Below are 17977 nucleotides of genomic sequence, written 5' to 3' on the forward strand. Positions count from 1 at the left end.
GACAATTTAGAATGAAACGAAAGACTATGTTCGAATGGCTTGGTTGGGCCATTGGCCCAACCTTTTATTGCAAAAACAAAAAATATATTTTTGGTCTGAATATCTTTAAAAAGGATTCGATAATTGGCAACCTAGACCAAAACATCCGATACTGCTTGGGGGGGGATTTTTACACGTTACTGAGCCAAAAGTGATTGAGGCAGGAGATGGAGTAACTTCGAGAGCTGTAGTGGTGCAGGATTGAGTAGTGGTAGTCGAAGAAACAGTAATCTTGGCTCCTTTATAAATTAAAAACTGTGGCCATGGTGTCACTGCACTGATATTGGGGGCAGAACCTGAATTAGCAGGTATCGTTACGTTTATCGTTGGATGTTGTCCTGATGGATAAGTAATTTGCACCTTAAACGATGCTTGGATTGGGGGAGTAGTACCAAATATGGTTAATAGTGTGCCATTAGTAAAACCTTGGCACCCTTTTGCGGACACTATGGCATTGTTAGGGACAAATCCAGCTCCTTTTTGAACACAATTCGAATTAAAAAGACCGTAATTTTGTTCTGCTGTAGGACCTGATTTTGTTGGCTCATCATAAGCTTCGAATGCAAGAACCCCGATGTTATATCCAGATGATTTTACAAAATTACTTGTATTCAATTGATAAAGGGTTTTGAAGTATGCAGTAGCATTTGCTACGGAAGGTTGACATGGTCCTGGGGAGTTACATGCATATCCTGTAGTAGTTCCTGCTGTGGCCCATCCTGTTTCTGCTGACAACAAAACACGCCCCGGGGTATAAAATGGCTTTGGATTAGCTTTGGGCAATGCAGGTGGGGTGGTTGAACCTACAACTTGAATGTAATCCCATGCTAGGGAATTTATATGTTGTACTGTTGAACTTAATGGGGGCGTCCATACGGCTGTAGTTGCTGGTAATACTCCAAATTGAAAAGGATATGGATCAAAAGCTAAGGGAGCAGTTGAGGAATAGGAATTAATTAATTTTTTCATATCTGCAGAAATTGCAGGGCTTGGGGTAACAAAATTTCCACTGACGACTGCAGAGCCTACAGGAGTTGTCAAACTATGTGTCGCTAATGTTGTTTTCAAAGCTGAAACAGCACTTGTTAAATAATTAACATTCGAAGTTCCGGTACACGGAGGAATGGTATCACCTGCACTACAATAATTTTCGTGTCCTGCAAAAACAAGAACGACGGTTTTATTAAATACCGAAGGAGTAACTGCTTGAATCACAGAGTTTAATGTGGCTTGCGCACATGGAATATAATCCTGAGCGCCAAATGGACATCCTGGATAAACAGTGTCGCTTGGGAGTTGAGGGATGTCTGCCTCATAAATAACTTTCATTCCTAAAATATTGGCTTGTTTAATAATATCTATCCAACTATACGGTTCAGTTTGATAGGAGCGAACTGTTGTGAATCCTGCGTTCTGTAATTGTTGTAGTTCTGCGTAGACATTGGTAGCTGCTGCGTTATTGGGTGTTCCCGTATAAAACACATCGTGAAAATTGAAGGGATAATTATTCGCATAATGATTAGGATTATAATCAACACCAAGCAGTTTATTGAATGAAAAAGATTGTACTGTGGTTGAGGTAGTGAGTTTATTCGAACTTAGATTTCCAATTAATTCAGCTGCTAGAGTAAACGTGCCATTCGTAGGTGAACTGAATGTTCCGGCAATACTGCATTGTTCGCCGCTTGCCAAGGTTCCTGTTGTGCCCGATGGAACACAGCTATTACTCGTGATTGAGAAATTAGGATGGAGCGAATTATTATTTTGAGTGATCTTTTGTGTAAAACTGGTTGCCGAAGCATCATAGTTTGTGAACGTAAACGTTACAGCATAATTGGAGTTTGTAAATGCTTGACTTGGTAATGGATGTGCTGAAGGAAAATCGGCTGTGCCAAGAAGGCCTGCTGGTGTTGCCGTCGCGGTCGTTGTTAACGCGGGTTGAACATGAACTACGTTATTGTCATATCCACTGTAAGCCACCAAAACAGTTTTTCGGCCAATACTATTGGGGGTTAGGGTAATGCTATAGGTGCAGCTTTCTTTAGGCAGTAGTTTTTTACCAGAACATCGATCATTATATTTAAATTCTGCCTCAGAAGCGGTGCATGCTTGATTAGGAGATGGGCACAGTATTGGTATTACTCTGAATGGCTTTGTAAAAGCAAAGGGAAGATTATTGGTAAAAATATAGGTAGAAGTAACACTTCCTCCCAAGGTGGAACTCTTTTTGGGGAATGGTTGATCTAAAGAATGAAGGACAGGATTACTTGCAAAGACCGGACTCATCATTAAAAACAAAGTGCTTGCTAATTGGAATTGATTCATTTTCACTCTAATGTTCCCTTTTAGTAGTAATAAACGCAACAATAAGAAATGCCATTCTAAACAATAGGCTGAGTTGCTCAATTGGTACGGCAATTATGGCACCGTATTCATTTTATATAACGCGATGCAGCGTTTCTAATTTCATTTTATTTTAAAGCAGAGACACAATACTAAATAATGCAATGCAAATTTGCTACATTTAATTATTTAAATAATTAATAGAATCAATGAAATTCCACCTCGAAACACAGGCACGTAGTTCTACCGTACATGCCCTGGCTTTGTCTTAGAAGGCAATCGCAATATTTCATAAGTGAGCATCAAAAGGTTTTGAATAAAAATCCCTCTCTTATGTATGAGTCAAATAAAATGGTCATGAATTGAATTAAATTTCTCACAGAAAAACTTAGTGATTTTAAAATGATCACCATGGTAATATTTGCGCTTTTTATTAAGAGGGCATGGATTTATGGGACAAGAAAAAAAAGAGAAAAAGACACTTTGGGATGCTTATATTTTTAGTGTGACTTACACTGGAGTTACAACGTTGATAGGACATCCAGCAGAACGACTCAAGGTTGCAATTCAAACAAATCTTTTCCAAAGTTCTTATTCAGTTACAAAACAATTCATAGGTGTTAATTTAAAGCATTTTTCTACCGGATTTTTGTCGTGCATGATACGTCAACAAGGCAAAGTGGCCTACCGACCGTTATTGATTACTCATATGCCAAAAGAAATTGACAAATTACAGTTTCCTCTGGTGGTTGGTGGTGTATTTAAAGCTGCGCTTTCTTCTACTTTTGATACTTTAGTGCTCAGTCCTATTGAGAATATTAAAACGGTACAAATGAGAGCTATAGCAAGTCAGGATAAACCTATAAAACCTGTCCAGGCAATGCATACCATTTATCAACAAAAAGGATTGCCAGGTTTTTTTGCGGGGAGTGCTGCAACACTTGGAAAATCATTTCCGAGTTGGCTTTATTTATACATGACTTATCAGGCAATTAAAACGAAACGGGAAAAACAAAATTTTCTATCAACGATTCTTTGGGCAACAACAGCGTCAATCCCAGTTGCTTTTACAACAACCCCGCTGGATGTAATAAAGAGTCAGCAACAGGCTTGTATTGATTCATTCAAGCCAACAATAAGAGGCATTGCATCAGAAATTTATAAGAATCATGGTATCAGTGCATTTTTTAAAGGATTTAATTGTCGATTGATGCATAAATCATTGTCTACAGCAGGAGCTTATATGATATTGGATATCGGAAGTAAAATGTAATTTCTCATGAATAGCGATACGAAAAAGAGGACCGAATAATCTGTCCTCTTTTTGCAGTATGAATGTTTCTTGCGCTATATTTTATTTTCAGACATCATTAAATTAGAAAAGTAGAAAAATACAATCTTACCCTTTTATAGTTTCTTAATATCAGTATTTGTTCTCTGGAAAAGTGTTTGTCATATATCTAGAGTAGCCCATGTTAAAATAAAACTAAAAAGTCGATGAATTTATGAATAAAATTACACATAATGAACAAGATGCATTCCAGGTTGTGACGCTATTTAATCATTTAAATGCTTCACGAGCACCAATATCAGATTTTTTACCCATCGTTGATCCAGAACATTTAATTATTACGCTTCGTGATAGTGATATCGTTTTTAAGGGAATCGCTGGTTTTGCTGATCATCAGATAGGTAAATTAATATATTTCGATCAAAAGTTTGAATGTGAACTTGTTAAAAGTGAAACGCACGATGAGCAAATTACTCTTAGTACCAAAGGAGCTTGGTATGCACGAGTTTGGCAGTCCCCAGCGGCTTACAGTCAACAGTTGATTGCCGATTTAAGCCATACCTGGATTTTAAAAAAAACCAAACAATCAGCCTATATTATTCTCGTCCATATTTGTGAACATTTTAAATATAGAGATGGTTTTTCTCCTCACGATATAGTTGAAGACTTCCATCTGAACTTAAAATAATTTGAGACTATTTCTTCATGGTAAATTTAACTCGTATTAGTTACGATCGTAATCCGGTTTTCTTTATAAAAAAAATTGCTTTGAACGTTGACCAATTAGGAACTAGTTATTTTAACCACCGATCATTTCTTAATTTCAATTGTCCCTAATTTTAATAATTGATACTTTATTTGCAAGGAGCATTAATTGAAAAGATATCCTCTTTTTCTCATTTTATTCTCAAGTTTTCCTAACCATAATGCCATCGCGGATGCCCGTTTTAACACTATCGAACAGGCTTCTAGTCCTTTATGGACATTTATCTCTGATGCAAATTTTCCTCCTAAAGTCACTGTAAGTCCAACAAGAACTGCTACGGTAAAATATACGGTGACCAATCAGTCAAAAAAAACAAAGAGTTTGGTTATGAGTCCTATTATTGGAATCAATCAAGTGACCTCGGGAGCTGGGAACTGCAAGAATCCTTTTTCATTGGGCTATAAGCAAGCTTGTACTTTAACCTTGGAAGTGATTGGTGCCCAATTAGTGAAGGACATATCAGGTGGTCCTGTGGTTTGCAATCAAGGCAATCGCTTGCAATGTTATCAACCTGGCTCTACCAACAGCTTGAATATCACTAAGGCGGAAGTGACGCGGTTTTATGTCAACGGCAGGGGGCTTGCAAATGGCAATGGAAGCAGTTGGGGCAATGCATTTAATAATTTAGAGTCTGCACTGGAAGCTGCGAATGCAGATCCTGGTTCTGTTGAAATCTGGGTAGCGCAAGGCGTTTATAAACCCACTCGAGTTTATGCGCCACAAGGAGTTGTTGGGGGAGCATATGGAATTAACACATCTAAACTAAGAACTTTTAATCTACCAAGTGATACAGCTATATACGGAGGATTTTCCGGAAAGGAAACGAGTCGTGGACAAAGAAATGGTCAGCTGTTCCCCACTATTTTATGTGGTGACATGACTTCAACTTGTCTTACTCCCTATGTAGTTAATAGTAATAATGACAGGGTTTGGCATGTGCTTATGGCTGGAAGTGATGTTCCTCCAGGAGCGGGGGTTAAAAATATAAAACTTGATAGTCTCATTGTCAGAGGAGGATATGCAGTTGGTCCAGATAGTGGAGTTTTAGGACCTAGAAATATACTCGAGAGTTTGGATTACGAACATGCAGCAGGGGGAGGGCTATTGGCACGCTATGGTTCAACAATTGAGCTTAGTAATATGCTTTTTGAGCAAAATATAAGTGACGGTTCCAATGCAACAGTGACTGAAATTCTCGATGGAGAATTCCTTTCATTAGCTTCAGGTGGAGGTGCTGTTGCAGCAATAGATACTGATACATCAGTTACTATAAAGCATTCAAAATTTATTAATAACCTCGCTGTATTTCCAGGTGGGAGTGGTGGAGCTTTAGAAAATTTGATTGATGCTGCATATACTATTACTGCAAGTCAATTTGAACAAAATATTGCTTTTCGTAATGGTGGAGCAATTCGTGGTAAAGATGGTGGCGATATCAACATCGCATCAAGTAATTTCAAAGGCAATGTTTTGAATGGTCCAGTACCCGATTCAAGCGGTGGTGCTCTTGGGGTGATTAATACCAATTTATCAGTATCCGATTCATCGTTTACACAAAATCAAACTACGCTTACCGGTTTTGGTGGTGGTGCGATTTTTTTCCACATCCCTTTTAATGATGGCACTCCTTATTTTTTAACAGTTGTAAACTCAAAATTTATCGATAATGTAGCTGCAGCATTTGGCGGCGGTGGTATTAATGTTTTTGGAATACTTCCTAATCCAGGTTCGCGAGCCAAGATCATGAATTCTGAATTTAACAACAATTCTGGTGGTGTTGGTGGGGCAATTTACCTAGACTCAATAGCGACAACAGTAACACAATCTATTTTCACGAATAACAAAGCAGAATTGGAAGGAGGGGGTATTTTTGTTTCTAACTATGCGAATGCTGTATTTGCCTCACCTATAAAAACCTTGGCACAAATTTCAAATAATAGGTTTTTACATAATACAATTGAGGGAGTACCAGCCGGTACTGTGTCACCGCTGTTCTTCTTTAATTCAATCGCCAATTTCTTTAGTGGAGGCAGTTCTTCAGTAACTACTATGGCACCAGGAGGAGGTGCAATTGCTGTTGAGTTTTCTGGGAATGCCAAGCTTGTTGATAATATCTTTGAAAAAAATACTGCATTGAAAAAACCATTGGGAGAGGATAATCGAGGTGGTGCGATATTGGTAGGAGGCTCTGCAGGAATTCCGCTTGCTATGAATTTGGCTCATGCATGTGTTGCTTCGAATAAGTTCTTTGGAAACCAGGCAAATATAGATAATGATATTGCGCTATATAATCCAGGAAACATACCTGGTGGTGTAACAATAGATGCATGTGTTCCCCCTATAAAAAAATAGCTGTAGACCGACAACTCGGATGAGACAAAGTTCTAATCCGAGTTTTATAAATTTGATAGGGAGCAGAACCTCTAGATTTTGTTACGTGATTTCTGGGACTGGTGATTTGACTTCAATTGGCTATTTACAAAAAGATTTTTGATTTCATTCTATGAATAAATTAGCGAATATTGGTTTGTGAGTAATGGGGCGGAAATTCTTTATGAGTTAATTCGAACTAAAAACGACAACTTGACCAATAGCTTTTTTTTGAATAATATGCTGCAAAATAAATCAAAGCGGGAAGGTAAATTATGCAAGGCAAACAAGAATTAAGCATTGATGACTATATAGAGATTGGTAACAATTTATTCTCTGATGACAGTGAGAAGAAAAGGTTAGCATGGGAGCAAGTGAATGAAGCTAGAAAACAGGCACCAGGATTTTTCACCCCTTACAAAAAATTCGGGGATTTTGGTTCTTCATTAGCAGCTCCAATTGTTACTCCATTAGTTTTAGGCCTTTTGGCTGGCCTTTCCACAATCGCTGCTGCTGTAGGCGCAATTACTACGGCTGGAAGTTTGCTGGTTGCAAGTGGTGCTGCTCCCATTGGTCTTTTCAATAAAAATGCAAAAGAAACAGCAAAAAATGCGCTTTCTGTTGCAGGAGTCTCGGCAATTGTTGCTGTTGCTTGTGCAGCAATTACAGTTGCGTTAGCAGTAATCACTGCTGTTTTAACTCCTTTATTAGTTGCGCAAATCTTTACTCGCACGGGAGCTACTGTTATTTCTGCTGTCTCTGAGGGCTTCTCTTCCTGCTGCGGTAAGACAGAAGAGGATGAATCATTAAAGCATGCTCGTTTAGTTCCCTAAGCTACTTGTTTAAGCTAGGCTATTTAGCCTAGCTTATTTGAGCTACAGCATTGAGCTCATAGGATTTAAGCGTGTAGGCTTCTAAAAATTATTCAAAAGATGAAGGTTTTTTCCTCAGTACCTTTATGTCACTTTGTCTCGCTTTTTCATCCAAAATCTTTTGCTTTGCTCGCCTGGAACGTCTTTTCTTTTGGCGTTTTAATTTCTCAATTTTTTGCTGTTCCTTTGTTTTTTCATTACTCACTATTGATTGTACTTTGTCACAAAGTCGCATTCTTGCGAAGTACCGATTGTCTTCACGACTTCTAGATTCCTGACATTTTATTTCCAATCCTGAAGGCATATGCTTCAAATAAACTGTTGAAGCAGTTTTGTGTAATTTTTGGCCTCCTTTGCCACTACCTATGATAAATTTTTCAATGAGATCCGCTTCATTGATATGAAGTTGAACCATTAAATCGCTTAACTTATCCCATTTTTCTTTGTTAATCATAGTGATTATGTATTTTCTTGTGAAAACTCATCCGCAGAGCCAACATTTTTGAGGTTTCTAACCGGCGCGTAAAATTGATTATTTGATATTAAAATGAAAAACATTATGGAATCCAGAATAAAAATCATTTCTTATATTTGACCTTACTTGTTTATGTAAGAGGAAAAGAGCATATGCAGAAATCTATATTTGGAATCAGGATTGATTTCAAAAATCACTAAATATCATAATTAATACTTTTTGATCTGATAATGATTCAAAAGCATTGATTATGGCATATTGATCGTATAGATTACAGGTTAAGCGAAATAAAATCTAAAGGATTAATGTTATGTCAAAGTGTTTCGTTCTCCCCGGAAAAAAAGATAATTTGCCAAATCAAAAGACTAATGTCTATTTTGTTCAGATTTTTAAAAAAGCAATGAGTAATAAAAATAGTTTTTAGGTTTTAACCAACTCTTGCTAATTCAACGATTCGTACATTTTTTATTAATATGCCCAATCATAAAGAATTTTATGAGGGGAAGTTATCGCTGCCAATATGAGTTCACATAAGAAAACGTGAAGGAAAATAAAAATATAAAAAGGAGTCAATATGTTTCTTGTAGATAATAGTGGTAAAGGCAATTGTATGTATTATGCTTATAGCATTTCTTTAATGTATTATTTACGAGCTCAAAATGCTCCTGAACGTACTGAAAATGTTTTTAACAAGTTAAAACTTAAAGAAGATGATAAAATTCAATTGCGAAAATTATTATCCAAGAATCCAAACTATCAATTTACATCTCGTGAAATCAAAACCATTATAGAACCCATTCTCGGAAGAGCAACAAGGGTTTTGGCGGCGGAACATGCAAAATTAGAGTTTAAATTGTCTCCTCATGATACCCCCTTATTTTCTTCAGCGAAATACGGCTTGGAGTTTTGTTTCAAACACTCATTGTTGGCTAATGGTTCAGAATTATCAGCATTAATTGACCATGAATTTACTAACCCGGATTTTACCGAGGCTGAAATATACAAGATTCGTAGTACAGATATTGCAATGACGGAATATTCACTGCTAAGAGTCCCACACGTGTTAGAAGAATTTAATCGCCTGTGGTTAATCAAAGAAAGTGAATTAAAAAAGGAAGAAAAACAGTTTACTGAACATGAAATTAAAGTTCAGAAAGAGAACCTCTTAGATAACATTCTAAGGGATGAAACAGTGAATTTCTTTTTGACAGAAGATGAAAAATATCTAAATCTCTATAAAGATCATCTGCAAAAAGAATATGTATGGGGATCAGAAGAAACACTTCTGGTTTTACATCGTGCCATACAGGGGGAGCGTATGGAACGGAATTTAAATGGAAAGATGGAGACGTTTTATGATACTGAAATCGTGCTGCATCTTTACAGAGATGGCATCGCTCCTTTTTATCAGTCCAGTAATCCAGAGATGATTTTGAATAATCAAAATAATTCTCATTGGACTTCTCTAATGCCTGAATCAGTTTTTGCCCCAAAATTAACAGCCAAGGAGCAAATGATATTTGAACTGCTTGATGAAATGCAAACAATGCATCCCAAGATATCTGTTTTATTTGGAGAAGATAGAGTCGAGCGTGATTGGCTATCCATTTTAATGAAACAGATGGATATTATCTATACTAATCCATCTTATGCTATTAAGGAAAAAACACTGGAGTCCGTTTTTCAGCTTATTGGCAAAGTGATGCCTATATTAGGATTAGAGCCTTCTTGGCGGCCGTTACTGAGTAATTTTCTTTCGGGATTTGTTGATTGCTCTCCAATTTTTTTGGCCGATAAGCCAAAGAGTTTAATATTGGATCACCAAACGGCTCAACATCAAGAAAGCAAAGAATTATCTGGCCCTAAACGAGTTCAAGCGAAAGAACTAAGCCAATTTTCTCGACATACTTTGTTTAAATCTGAGAGACCTCTGCAAAAAACATACCCTCAAGAAATTTCTCGTTATGTTTCTGAGGGCAAACAGTCCGGCCCAAGAGTGGCGAAAGCGCTCAGACAAATGTATCAAGAAGGCACTTACTCTCCTGAAGAATGTAGAGAACTAGCTTTACAGTATTTGAGTTATGTAAAATATAAGAGGCGCCATTTTGTTCTGACTGATGTGAACCACTTTATAAAAGAAATGAATGAAGTTATAAAAGGGAATCATGAACAGGATATAAGGTTTTTAGATGTCAGGGATAGGAACACAGCAAGAGATGCTTTAACATTATAAATTATTTAATGCATGTTGGATGACGGTCCGAAATGTCTAAAAGGTTGGGTAATTACCCCAACCTTAGACAATTTTAATGAGCAGATTGATTTGCAATATAATCATCATCTGAGTCATCTGAATCGTCAGGACCTGCTAGAAACTTATCTTCATAATCAATCACAAAGCCGGCAAAAATACGAATGATACGATCATCAATTTTTTCAGGGTAGTGTACTGAGACCTCCCAGGTTTTGTCACCGATGTTGCGATTTAATTCAGCGATTGGATGAGGATTGCTTGTTGATGATAAAATGACAAATCGGTCAAAGCTTGGATTAGCATAGGCATAGCCAATTTCTGTTGATTTTCCTGACTCGTCATAGTCATAAATAGTGAACTTTGCTGATTCGAGTGTGGCTAAATTTCCATCAATAAAGCCAATTTGCACCCCTCGGGTATCATAAATATCAATTTCTTTAGCCCACGGATAGAGAGAGCCTAAGGAAATGATTCGTGTAATTCCTGTTGCTTGCCATCCATCTTTATTGGATAAATCATAGTTTGTTCGGATACGAAATGCACTCTTTTTTACTGAGCCAGGATATGTATCTTTTTGAGGGGATTTAATCTGATAAATCTCAGAAAATTTATAAATATCTTTCGTAACTACAAAATCATAAGGATGGTCTTCATGAACACCATAACTATTAGCAAGAGTTGCATAGGATATTGTAATCAGGAAAAACAAGTACGACACCAATGATTTACGCATTATATGACCCCTTTGATTTAAATAATTTGGAAAATACCAATTTAGTAACAATGAAAAATTAATAAAAATATAAATAATTCAATGTTCTTCATACACCTCATGGGAGGCTGGGGTATAGTAAATCAAATTGATTAAAGAATAAATTGTTTCTAGTCGTTCGATGATTTATTTTAATGTAGATTGGAAGTCAAAAATCAGGTAGGGCAATAGATTATCAGTTGTTTGAAGTTTAAACTATGGTTAGATTGGCTCTTAATCAAGAGAAGCGGCCCAGGTTTCGCTGCCCTGTACCCAGGCTTTTTATCAAAAGATCGGACGTAATTCTTAAAAGTACCCAATGATAATAAAGAGCCTACTTCGGACCATCTAGACTGGTAGTTTGCAGATCGTCATAATCGATTATCTCGTGTTTGTCTTCTGGATTTGGGAGTAAAAAAGTAGGCGCAGCAATGTTATTATTATCAGGTTCAAAAATGCTAAATTGAGCTAGATTTGAAGCACTAGATTTATTTCCATGATGATTTTTTACTGACGTTACTCTATTTTCTGAAAGAGATATAAGATTGATTTCTTCCTGTACTGTTCGATGTCCTTGATTCACCATAGACATTTGGGAACTTAATTCAGAAACCTTGGCGTTGAGTACGTTCAGCTCGTCTTTTAATTGCTTCAGTTGCTTGCTTAATTCTTTCCGCACTTTTCGTTTAATTGAATGATCTTGCTGTTGTTTTTCTATAATGTCGATCTGATTCTTAAGCATCCATGCTTGTAGCATCAAACTTTTCATAGGAATTGTTACTGCTTTTTTGGAGGCTTCTTTCATATGTTCCAGTTGTTCAAGTATCGAATGTCTCGTGTATGCTAAATGCTCCAATTTATCAGCATGACGTTCTTTGAAATCATAATTCCATTTTTCGTCTGTGATGTAATCCTCTAATACAGGAGTTAACTGACTTATAAATCCACTTAGACCAAAAAAATCTGTTGCAGGGAATAGAGCTAAATCTTGAGTCAAACGGGGAGCCATAATAATCGCGAGATTGTTGTAAGTCATGCGATTGATATCTTGAAATCTACCGACTTGGTGCATTAAATAGCAGTAATGATCGAGGATCTCTCCTGCTCGTTGATGATCCACTCTCTTTGAAAGCAAGAGATCACAAATAAAATCATCAAATAATTGAGCTGCATCGACATGATTTTTTCCATCTTGTGAGTCCATTAGCGATTTTAATTCTTTAGAGAAGGTGAGTAGTAATTTGTCTTCTGAATCTAATATCCGGGTGTCTTTGAACATGGCGGGTATCATTCCTAAGATGTTATGGAGATGCTCGCTATCTATTTCATTTTTTTTCATTACATAGTGACTTAGAGTATCCACATTAAATTGTTCGCTGATAAGCAGATCAAGTAATCTCTGGGTCTCTTCTTTTGCCCCTGAAACTCGAAAAACTCCAGGGACATTTAATAATTTTGGATTTTGCGCTACTAATTGCACAATGCTTCGAAATACATTCACTATTATATGGGTATTGTAGGGGCCAGGCATGTAAATTCTCCAGATAAGAATAAAATGAACGACAAAGTTTCGTTTTTTAATATGTTTATTAAAAAACAGGCAAGAGGTAATTACTTCTATTTCATTGAATTCAGACTAGAACATCTACAACAAATCCATCAAAATAATTCATAAACAATCTCCCTTTGATTTATGAAATATAACCGTTTACTAATATGGCACATTTAACTCATCTATTCCAAGTACCGAATAATGATTTCTGTTTTTCGACCAAAAAGGCGTGGGATAAAAATAAACCTCCTAAAATCATCTAACAATCTATAATTATGGTAGGGGCAGAACAATTGATAAGCAGGAGACAAACACTATGTTTAAACGAATTGCTTTATTTCTTGCTACGAACTTGGCCATACTCTTAGTTATTTCTTTGATACTAAGTTTATTCAACATTAGTCCTTACCTGACGCAATATGGTTTAAATTATAAAGCCCTTTTAATTTACGCCGCGATTGTGGGGTTTACAGGTTCATTTATTTCACTTTTTATTTCCAAATGGATGGCAATCCATGCGTTTAATGTCCAGTTAATTGAGAGACCAACGACTGAAGCGGAATCTTGGTTAATGAATGAAGTAAGCAATTTAGCCAAGAAAAGAAACATTGGTATGCCTGACGTCGGAATCTACGACAGTCCGGAACCTAATGCGTTTGCAACAGGATGGAATAAAAACAATGCTCTTGTTGCTGTTTCGACTGGATTACTCAATGCAATGCAAAAAGATGAGGTACAAGCTGTATTAGGGCATGAAATTTCTCATGTTGCAAATGGTGACATGGTAACTCTCACTTTAATTCAGGGTGTAGTCAACACATTCGTCATATTTTTTGCTCGTATTGCCGCTTTTCTTGTGATGCAGTTTTTCAGAAGAGGCAGTGATGAGGAGATACAAGGTGGTTTCGTTTATTATGGGGTGGCTCTAATATTTGAATTACTGTTTGGAATTTTAGCCTCCCTGATCGTCATGTGGTTCTCTCGCTATCGCGAATTTCGAGCGGACAGAGGTTCAGCGTTATATGTTGGTAAAGACAAGATGATCAAGGCGTTACAACGTCTGCAACAACTTATGGATCAAACACCAACAGACGATCGTGCACCGGCGTTTAATACCATGAAAATATCGAGTCACGGAAGTTGGCTTGCTCTTTTCTCAAGCCATCCTCCGCTTGAAAAACGAATTGAAGCATTGCAAAAATATAGATAGTACTTTTTTACTTTGGGGTCATTTTAAAATTTATAACCATTTTTTCTTTTTAAAATATCTAAATGGCAACCATGCAGAAATGACCATCATCAGTATCGCCAATGGATAGCCTACATGCCAACGTAACTCAGGCATGTCATTAAAGTTCATTCCGTAAACACTTGCTATAAGGGTTGGTGGCAGGAAAATAACCGCGGCGACTGAGAAAATCTTAATTATACTATTTTGCTCTATGTTTATCATACCTAAAGTAGCATCAAGTAAGAAGCTAAATTTGGTAGAGAGAAAACTTGCATGTTCTCGAAGCGCATTAATATCTTTTTGAATTATGTGGATCTCTTTGGGAATATCTGAGCCACCTATCTGTTCTAAGTAAGAAATTAAGCGAGTGAATGATATGAGACTTTCACTGGCTTTAGTACCAAGGTCTCCATTCGCTCCTATGTATTGTAATATATGCTTATAGTTTGTTTCAGCTGTTGTATGATTATTTTCTTTTGGATGAAAAATAATTTTTGATATTTCATCAAATTTATCGCTTATTTTTTCTAAAATATCAGCAAGCCTGTCAACGACGGCATCTAATAATTCTATTAGTATTGCTTTTGCGTTGTAATCTTTTGTTGTAGAGCGCACTAATTTTTTAATAAATAATTTAAATGGATGCAGCTCGACATAGCGCAAGGTAATCAAGCATTTTTCGGCAAGCATAAAAGTGACTACATCCGTTTTAACTTCAGGTAAATCGGATAGCGCAACCATTGTTGCTGTCATATATAAGACATTATTTTCAGTATACAATCTGCTGGAAGGCTCGATTTCTTCAACTTCTTCTTTAGTCGGGATTTCAATTTTTAATTGCTCTTCGACAAGTTGTTCTTCTTCTTTTGTAGGGCACAGTAAATCAATCCAAAGTGCATTTTGAAGTAGATCTTTATTCTCATCGTTAAGAATCTTGGACTGTATGCGAGAATCAGTTTGGTAATAAATGACTACCATGTAATTTATCCTTTTCGGTTTATAAAAACGCTGCAGCCGTACTCTTATCTTATCTTGTTTTATGATAAATAAGTAGCGCTCTTCCACGGGTCTTTCAGTGCCCATCTTATGTGGGATTATGTTTCATGATTCATTTCAATGTATCGATAAACAGTAAAACCTGGATTTCTCGATTTTTTTGCCACCATGACCCATAAGTTAACTCAATGCTTAATATTTAGTTAAGTTGTGTTGTGTAATATATAGGTATCCAGGATATACGATACTTTAAAATTGTGAGTTAAATGATGTTATCTAAAGTTACTAGTGCATCGAAACATCTTAAATCAACGGTAAAAAAAGCTATAAATTTAGGCGGTAATACACAAGTTGTTCGATTTTATTCTCATAAAAGTTGGAAGAAATTTAATGAAGGATCTTGTGACATTGAGGGAGTGCTCCAATCTGGTAAGGAAGCATTTCCAGATATTTTTACAGATGCAACTGTTGAATTCACGGCATTAAAAAATTCGATACATAAGAAAGAAGAATTAAAGTTAATGCTAAGAAGTTTTGGACGCTTTCAAGGGTATATTGGTGCATCCATTGGTGATTTAATCCTGTATGAAAGCCATCGGCGTTCATTACAAATAACAGGAGCTTTAATCCCTTTATTAGTAAAAACACCACCTAAAAATATAGAGTTTGGATGCTTTGTGCGTGATTTCCACTCAAAACATATTATCCCAGCGATACCTGAAATAAATATGGTATCTGAGCGTCAGAAATATCTTGATTGGGTCTATCGTGAGTTACATGATGCGGGTTTACAGCAACAGCATCCACAGCTTCATAAGCATTTTCATAAATTGAAAGCAGAACTCCTAAAACGAAGAGAAGACGGAATTATTGATGCATCTGATTTTGGGATCAGTGAATTGGCTATGATTCGAGTAGCAGATGAACTACTTAAAAAGGAAGTTGATGAACGAATATATACTGTTTCAGAGTCTGTCATTGAGTTACTTCTTAAGCAAGGCAAATATGAGGCTTTACCTTTACTCTCTGCAGTACATGCAAATACATTTATTGGGGTGCCAGAGAACGCACCTACCAGCTATCCTGACCGGTTTACAGTTTTGATGGCTGGTGGGCCAGGCAGCGGTAAATCAATTACAACAGAAAGTTTTGCATTACAATTGCAACAACAAACTGGATACTCATTAGATGAACTTGCTCTACTTACTGTTGATAGAAAACGAACAATTTATTATGAAGATGAGTGTGTTAAAGGTGCTCATAAAAAGCATATTGGTACATTAACACATGCAGAAGCAGTAGTGACTTATAATATGAGCGGCGAATTTTTAACCCGCCGTATGGATCAAAATAAAAAAGTGCCAAACGTATTTAAAGAAATGTGTAATGTTTGGCCTAAGTGGCTTGATATAGGTTTAAAAAAAGATGGAACTTATTTAATAACCGTTTCGACAAGAAAACCAGAGAAAGCGGTGGATGGTGTGATTCAAAGAGGTATTGCGAATAACGATTTTATTACGCCTCCCGAGTATGTATTAAATTCATATCGTAGTGTTAGTGAACGTTTTCCATCAGTTATTCAGGAAAACCGGTCTAAAAAAGTAATTATCAGTGTAGTGAATAATGAGTTGGCGATTGAGAGAAAATTTAGTCGCCAACAAGATCAAGAGTCTGATTTAGAAGATAACAAACCTGCTGTTGTTGTAGATTGTGAGACGAACACAATATATGTAATAAGTCTTCCGCAATACATGGATTTTATCAATCAAAGCCAACTTAATACCAAGGCTACATCTGCACAAGAACTTTTTGACAATGCTGATATTTCAATTGGTGCGGGCACGGCAAGAGTAATCGATCCAACTAAATTTAAATCGGTTAAAATTGTATTTGTACGTCAGGACATCAGTTCAACTGCGATTAATAACCTTGAAAAAAATGGGGTAGCAAGTGTCGAAGATGGTGTGCTCAGTGTTTCAGACGAAGAAGGATTTGAAGAGTTAAAATCTAATGCACCAGAACATTTTGAAGCATTAGAACGCGAGACTCATCAAAGCGTACTGCGAGTAAAGTAAACGCCTAATGGCACCTGGGAAATTAGCCCTCGTAGCCTCAGTGCAGCGCAAGCCGTAACCTGGTTACGTGTTTAGGCTACAATTTAAGTTGACGCCATTGTGTGAATGCCCACTTCGCTTACTTTAATTTCGGAGCTGGCCCTTGTGCATCAGCAGACGAAGAGTTTTCGATCTCCTTCACAATGACCTTCGTAGATTCATTTAATTGTGTTTTGGCTCCCTTTTCTTTGACTATTGACCAATTTACTTCTTTAAATAAACTGCTGGAAGTAGAGCCGTTCTTAATTACTTTCTGAGAGCAGGAAGTAGCAAATTTTCTAAAAAACATCATCATCTATAAAATCCTTTTTTAATAAAACATGCCCTAACTATGATAGGTTTTTATAAAAAATATGCAAGTTTTATTTCTTTACCAATAACAAAAGCTAATTTATTGTTTTTTTGTTGGATTTAACTCACTTTTATCTGGTAAGGGATTATTATCTAACTCTTGGGCAATCGTTCGCGTATCTTTATTGAGGGAATTTATTTGTTTCTTATCTGCAGTAACAGTCCAGTCGATCGATTTTCCAAAATTTTTGGGAGTTTTTTTAGACATTCTGGTTGTCTCCTAAATTACCAAACTACTTTATGTATATATTAGCAAAATATCAAACGGCGATCAGTCCAAAGATAGGTAACTTTATATTTAAGCCCTATTTTAGTTGGCATCTATCAAACAATTTTTGTAACTCCCCACGTCATCCCGAACCCGATCGCAGCGAGGGTGAGGGAGCTCCTGCGGTGTATCTCGGATACAGTCATGTAAAAAAACATTTGAAAAATTATGTGGTTGTGATCAAATAGCTGCATGAAATACTACGAACAAATCATCAGCACACTATTGCACTTATTACCATGTGTCACCAAAGCGAAAATCCTTGATTGATGGTGTCAAAGGTATTGCTGTTCATGACCACTGG

At 36.6% G+C, this 17977-nt stretch carries 14 protein-coding genes; 7 read left to right on the plus strand and 7 right to left on the minus strand.

Annotated elements, in window-relative coordinates; genetic code table 11:
- Positions 1-105 precede the first annotated feature (105 nt).
- Positions 106-2364, minus strand: coding sequence for a glycosyl hydrolase family 17 protein (locus BW930_RS06975; protein WP_058468696.1), 2259 nt, complete (start codon positions 2362-2364; stop codon positions 106-108).
- Positions 2365-2833: 469 nt separating this feature from the next.
- Between BW930_RS06975 and BW930_RS06980 the strand changes: the two genes are divergently transcribed.
- The 4 genes from BW930_RS06980 (at position 2834) to BW930_RS06995 (ending at position 7642) form a co-directional block, all read left to right on the plus strand.
- Entirely contained in the window at positions 2834-3655 is an 822-nt protein-coding gene (locus BW930_RS06980) for an MC/SLC25 family protein (protein WP_058468697.1), read from the plus strand.
- Between the two features lie 232 nt (positions 3656-3887).
- The gene (locus BW930_RS06985; RefSeq protein ID WP_058468698.1) at positions 3888-4361 is read left to right on the plus strand and encodes a hypothetical protein; all 474 of its coding nucleotides are present in this window, start codon (positions 3888-3890) and stop codon (positions 4359-4361) included.
- 186 nt (positions 4362-4547) lie between these two features.
- Complete coding sequence (locus tag BW930_RS06990; RefSeq protein ID WP_058468699.1) at positions 4548-6791, plus strand: hypothetical protein; 2244 nt, start codon at positions 4548-4550, stop codon at positions 6789-6791.
- A gap of 293 nt (positions 6792-7084) precedes the next feature.
- Positions 7085-7642, plus strand: coding sequence for a hypothetical protein (locus BW930_RS06995; protein WP_058468700.1), 558 nt, complete (start codon positions 7085-7087; stop codon positions 7640-7642).
- A gap of 88 nt (positions 7643-7730) precedes the next feature.
- Here BW930_RS06995 and BW930_RS07000 read toward each other — a convergent pair whose 3' ends face one another.
- Positions 7731-8135, minus strand: coding sequence for a peptide chain release factor family protein (locus BW930_RS07000; RefSeq protein ID WP_058468701.1), 405 nt, complete (start codon positions 8133-8135; stop codon positions 7731-7733).
- Positions 8136-8730: 595 nt separating this feature from the next.
- Here BW930_RS07000 and BW930_RS07005 point away from each other — a divergent pair.
- Positions 8731-10389: a hypothetical protein gene (locus BW930_RS07005; protein ID WP_058468702.1), complete on the plus strand. Its 1659-nt coding sequence runs from the start codon at positions 8731-8733 to the stop codon at positions 10387-10389.
- A 73-nt stretch (positions 10390-10462) separates the two neighbouring features.
- Here the strand turns inward: BW930_RS07005 and BW930_RS07010 are convergent, their stop codons facing one another.
- Positions 10463-11143, minus strand: coding sequence for a hypothetical protein (locus BW930_RS07010; RefSeq protein ID WP_058468703.1), 681 nt, complete (start codon positions 11141-11143; stop codon positions 10463-10465).
- 352 nt (positions 11144-11495) lie between these two features.
- Complete coding sequence (locus BW930_RS07015) at positions 11496-12692, minus strand: RhoGAP domain-containing protein (protein ID WP_058468704.1); 1197 nt, start codon at positions 12690-12692, stop codon at positions 11496-11498.
- Between the two features lie 337 nt (positions 12693-13029).
- Between BW930_RS07015 and htpX the strand changes: the two genes are divergently transcribed.
- Positions 13030-13923, plus strand: coding sequence for a protease HtpX (gene htpX / locus BW930_RS07020; RefSeq protein ID WP_058468705.1), 894 nt, complete (start codon positions 13030-13032; stop codon positions 13921-13923).
- Positions 13924-13953: 30 nt separating this feature from the next.
- Here htpX and BW930_RS07025 read toward each other — a convergent pair whose 3' ends face one another.
- Positions 13954-14922, minus strand: coding sequence for a magnesium transporter CorA family protein (locus BW930_RS07025; protein ID WP_058468706.1), 969 nt, complete (start codon positions 14920-14922; stop codon positions 13954-13956).
- A gap of 284 nt (positions 14923-15206) precedes the next feature.
- Between BW930_RS07025 and BW930_RS07030 the strand changes: the two genes are divergently transcribed.
- On the plus strand, positions 15207-17015 hold the full coding sequence (locus BW930_RS07030) for a hypothetical protein (RefSeq protein WP_238587889.1): 1809 nt from the start codon (positions 15207-15209) through the stop codon (positions 17013-17015).
- Positions 17016-17133: 118 nt separating this feature from the next.
- On the opposite strand, the gene BW930_RS07035 is transcribed toward BW930_RS07030, so the two are convergent.
- Together BW930_RS07035 and BW930_RS17120 are read right to left on the minus strand one after the other, a co-directional pair.
- Positions 17134-17349, minus strand: coding sequence for a hypothetical protein (locus BW930_RS07035; protein ID WP_058468708.1), 216 nt, complete (start codon positions 17347-17349; stop codon positions 17134-17136).
- Between the two features lie 96 nt (positions 17350-17445).
- Positions 17446-17613: a hypothetical protein gene (locus BW930_RS17120; RefSeq protein WP_165481616.1), complete on the minus strand. Its 168-nt coding sequence runs from the start codon at positions 17611-17613 to the stop codon at positions 17446-17448.
- Positions 17614-17977: the final 364 nt, after the last annotated feature.

It is taken from the genome of Fluoribacter gormanii (genome assembly GCF_900156395.1).
Lineage (GTDB): Bacteria > Pseudomonadota > Gammaproteobacteria > Legionellales > Legionellaceae > Legionella > Legionella gormanii.

What these genes read in the sequence shown, in the direction of transcription:
- BW930_RS06975 (WP_058468696.1), bottom strand. Translation starts at nt 2,364, where the DNA reads ATGAATCAATTCCAATTAGCAAGCACTTTGTTTTTAATGATGAGTCCG.
- BW930_RS06980 (WP_058468697.1), top strand. Translation starts at nt 2,834, where the DNA reads ATGGGACAAGAAAAAAAAGAGAAAAAGACACTTTGGGATGCTTATATT.
- BW930_RS06985 (WP_058468698.1), top strand. Translation starts at nt 3,888, where the DNA reads ATGAATAAAATTACACATAATGAACAAGATGCATTCCAGGTTGTGACG.
- BW930_RS06995 (WP_058468700.1), top strand. Translation starts at nt 7,085, where the DNA reads ATGCAAGGCAAACAAGAATTAAGCATTGATGACTATATAGAGATTGGT.
- BW930_RS07000 (WP_058468701.1), bottom strand. Translation starts at nt 8,135, where the DNA reads ATGATTAACAAAGAAAAATGGGATAAGTTAAGCGATTTAATGGTTCAA.
- BW930_RS07005 (WP_058468702.1), top strand. Translation starts at nt 8,731, where the DNA reads ATGTTTCTTGTAGATAATAGTGGTAAAGGCAATTGTATGTATTATGCT.
- BW930_RS07010 (WP_058468703.1), bottom strand. Translation starts at nt 11,143, where the DNA reads ATGCGTAAATCATTGGTGTCGTACTTGTTTTTCCTGATTACAATATCC.
- BW930_RS07015 (WP_058468704.1), bottom strand. Translation starts at nt 12,692, where the DNA reads ATGCCTGGCCCCTACAATACCCATATAATAGTGAATGTATTTCGAAGC.
- htpX (WP_058468705.1), top strand. Translation starts at nt 13,030, where the DNA reads ATGTTTAAACGAATTGCTTTATTTCTTGCTACGAACTTGGCCATACTC.
- BW930_RS07025 (WP_058468706.1), bottom strand. Translation starts at nt 14,922, where the DNA reads ATGGTAGTCATTTATTACCAAACTGATTCTCGCATACAGTCCAAGATT.
- BW930_RS07030 (WP_238587889.1), top strand. Translation starts at nt 15,207, where the DNA reads ATGATGTTATCTAAAGTTACTAGTGCATCGAAACATCTTAAATCAACG.
- BW930_RS07035 (WP_058468708.1), bottom strand. Translation starts at nt 17,349, where the DNA reads ATGATGATGTTTTTTAGAAAATTTGCTACTTCCTGCTCTCAGAAAGTA.
- BW930_RS17120 (WP_165481616.1), bottom strand. Translation starts at nt 17,613, where the DNA reads ATGTCTAAAAAAACTCCCAAAAATTTTGGAAAATCGATCGACTGGACT.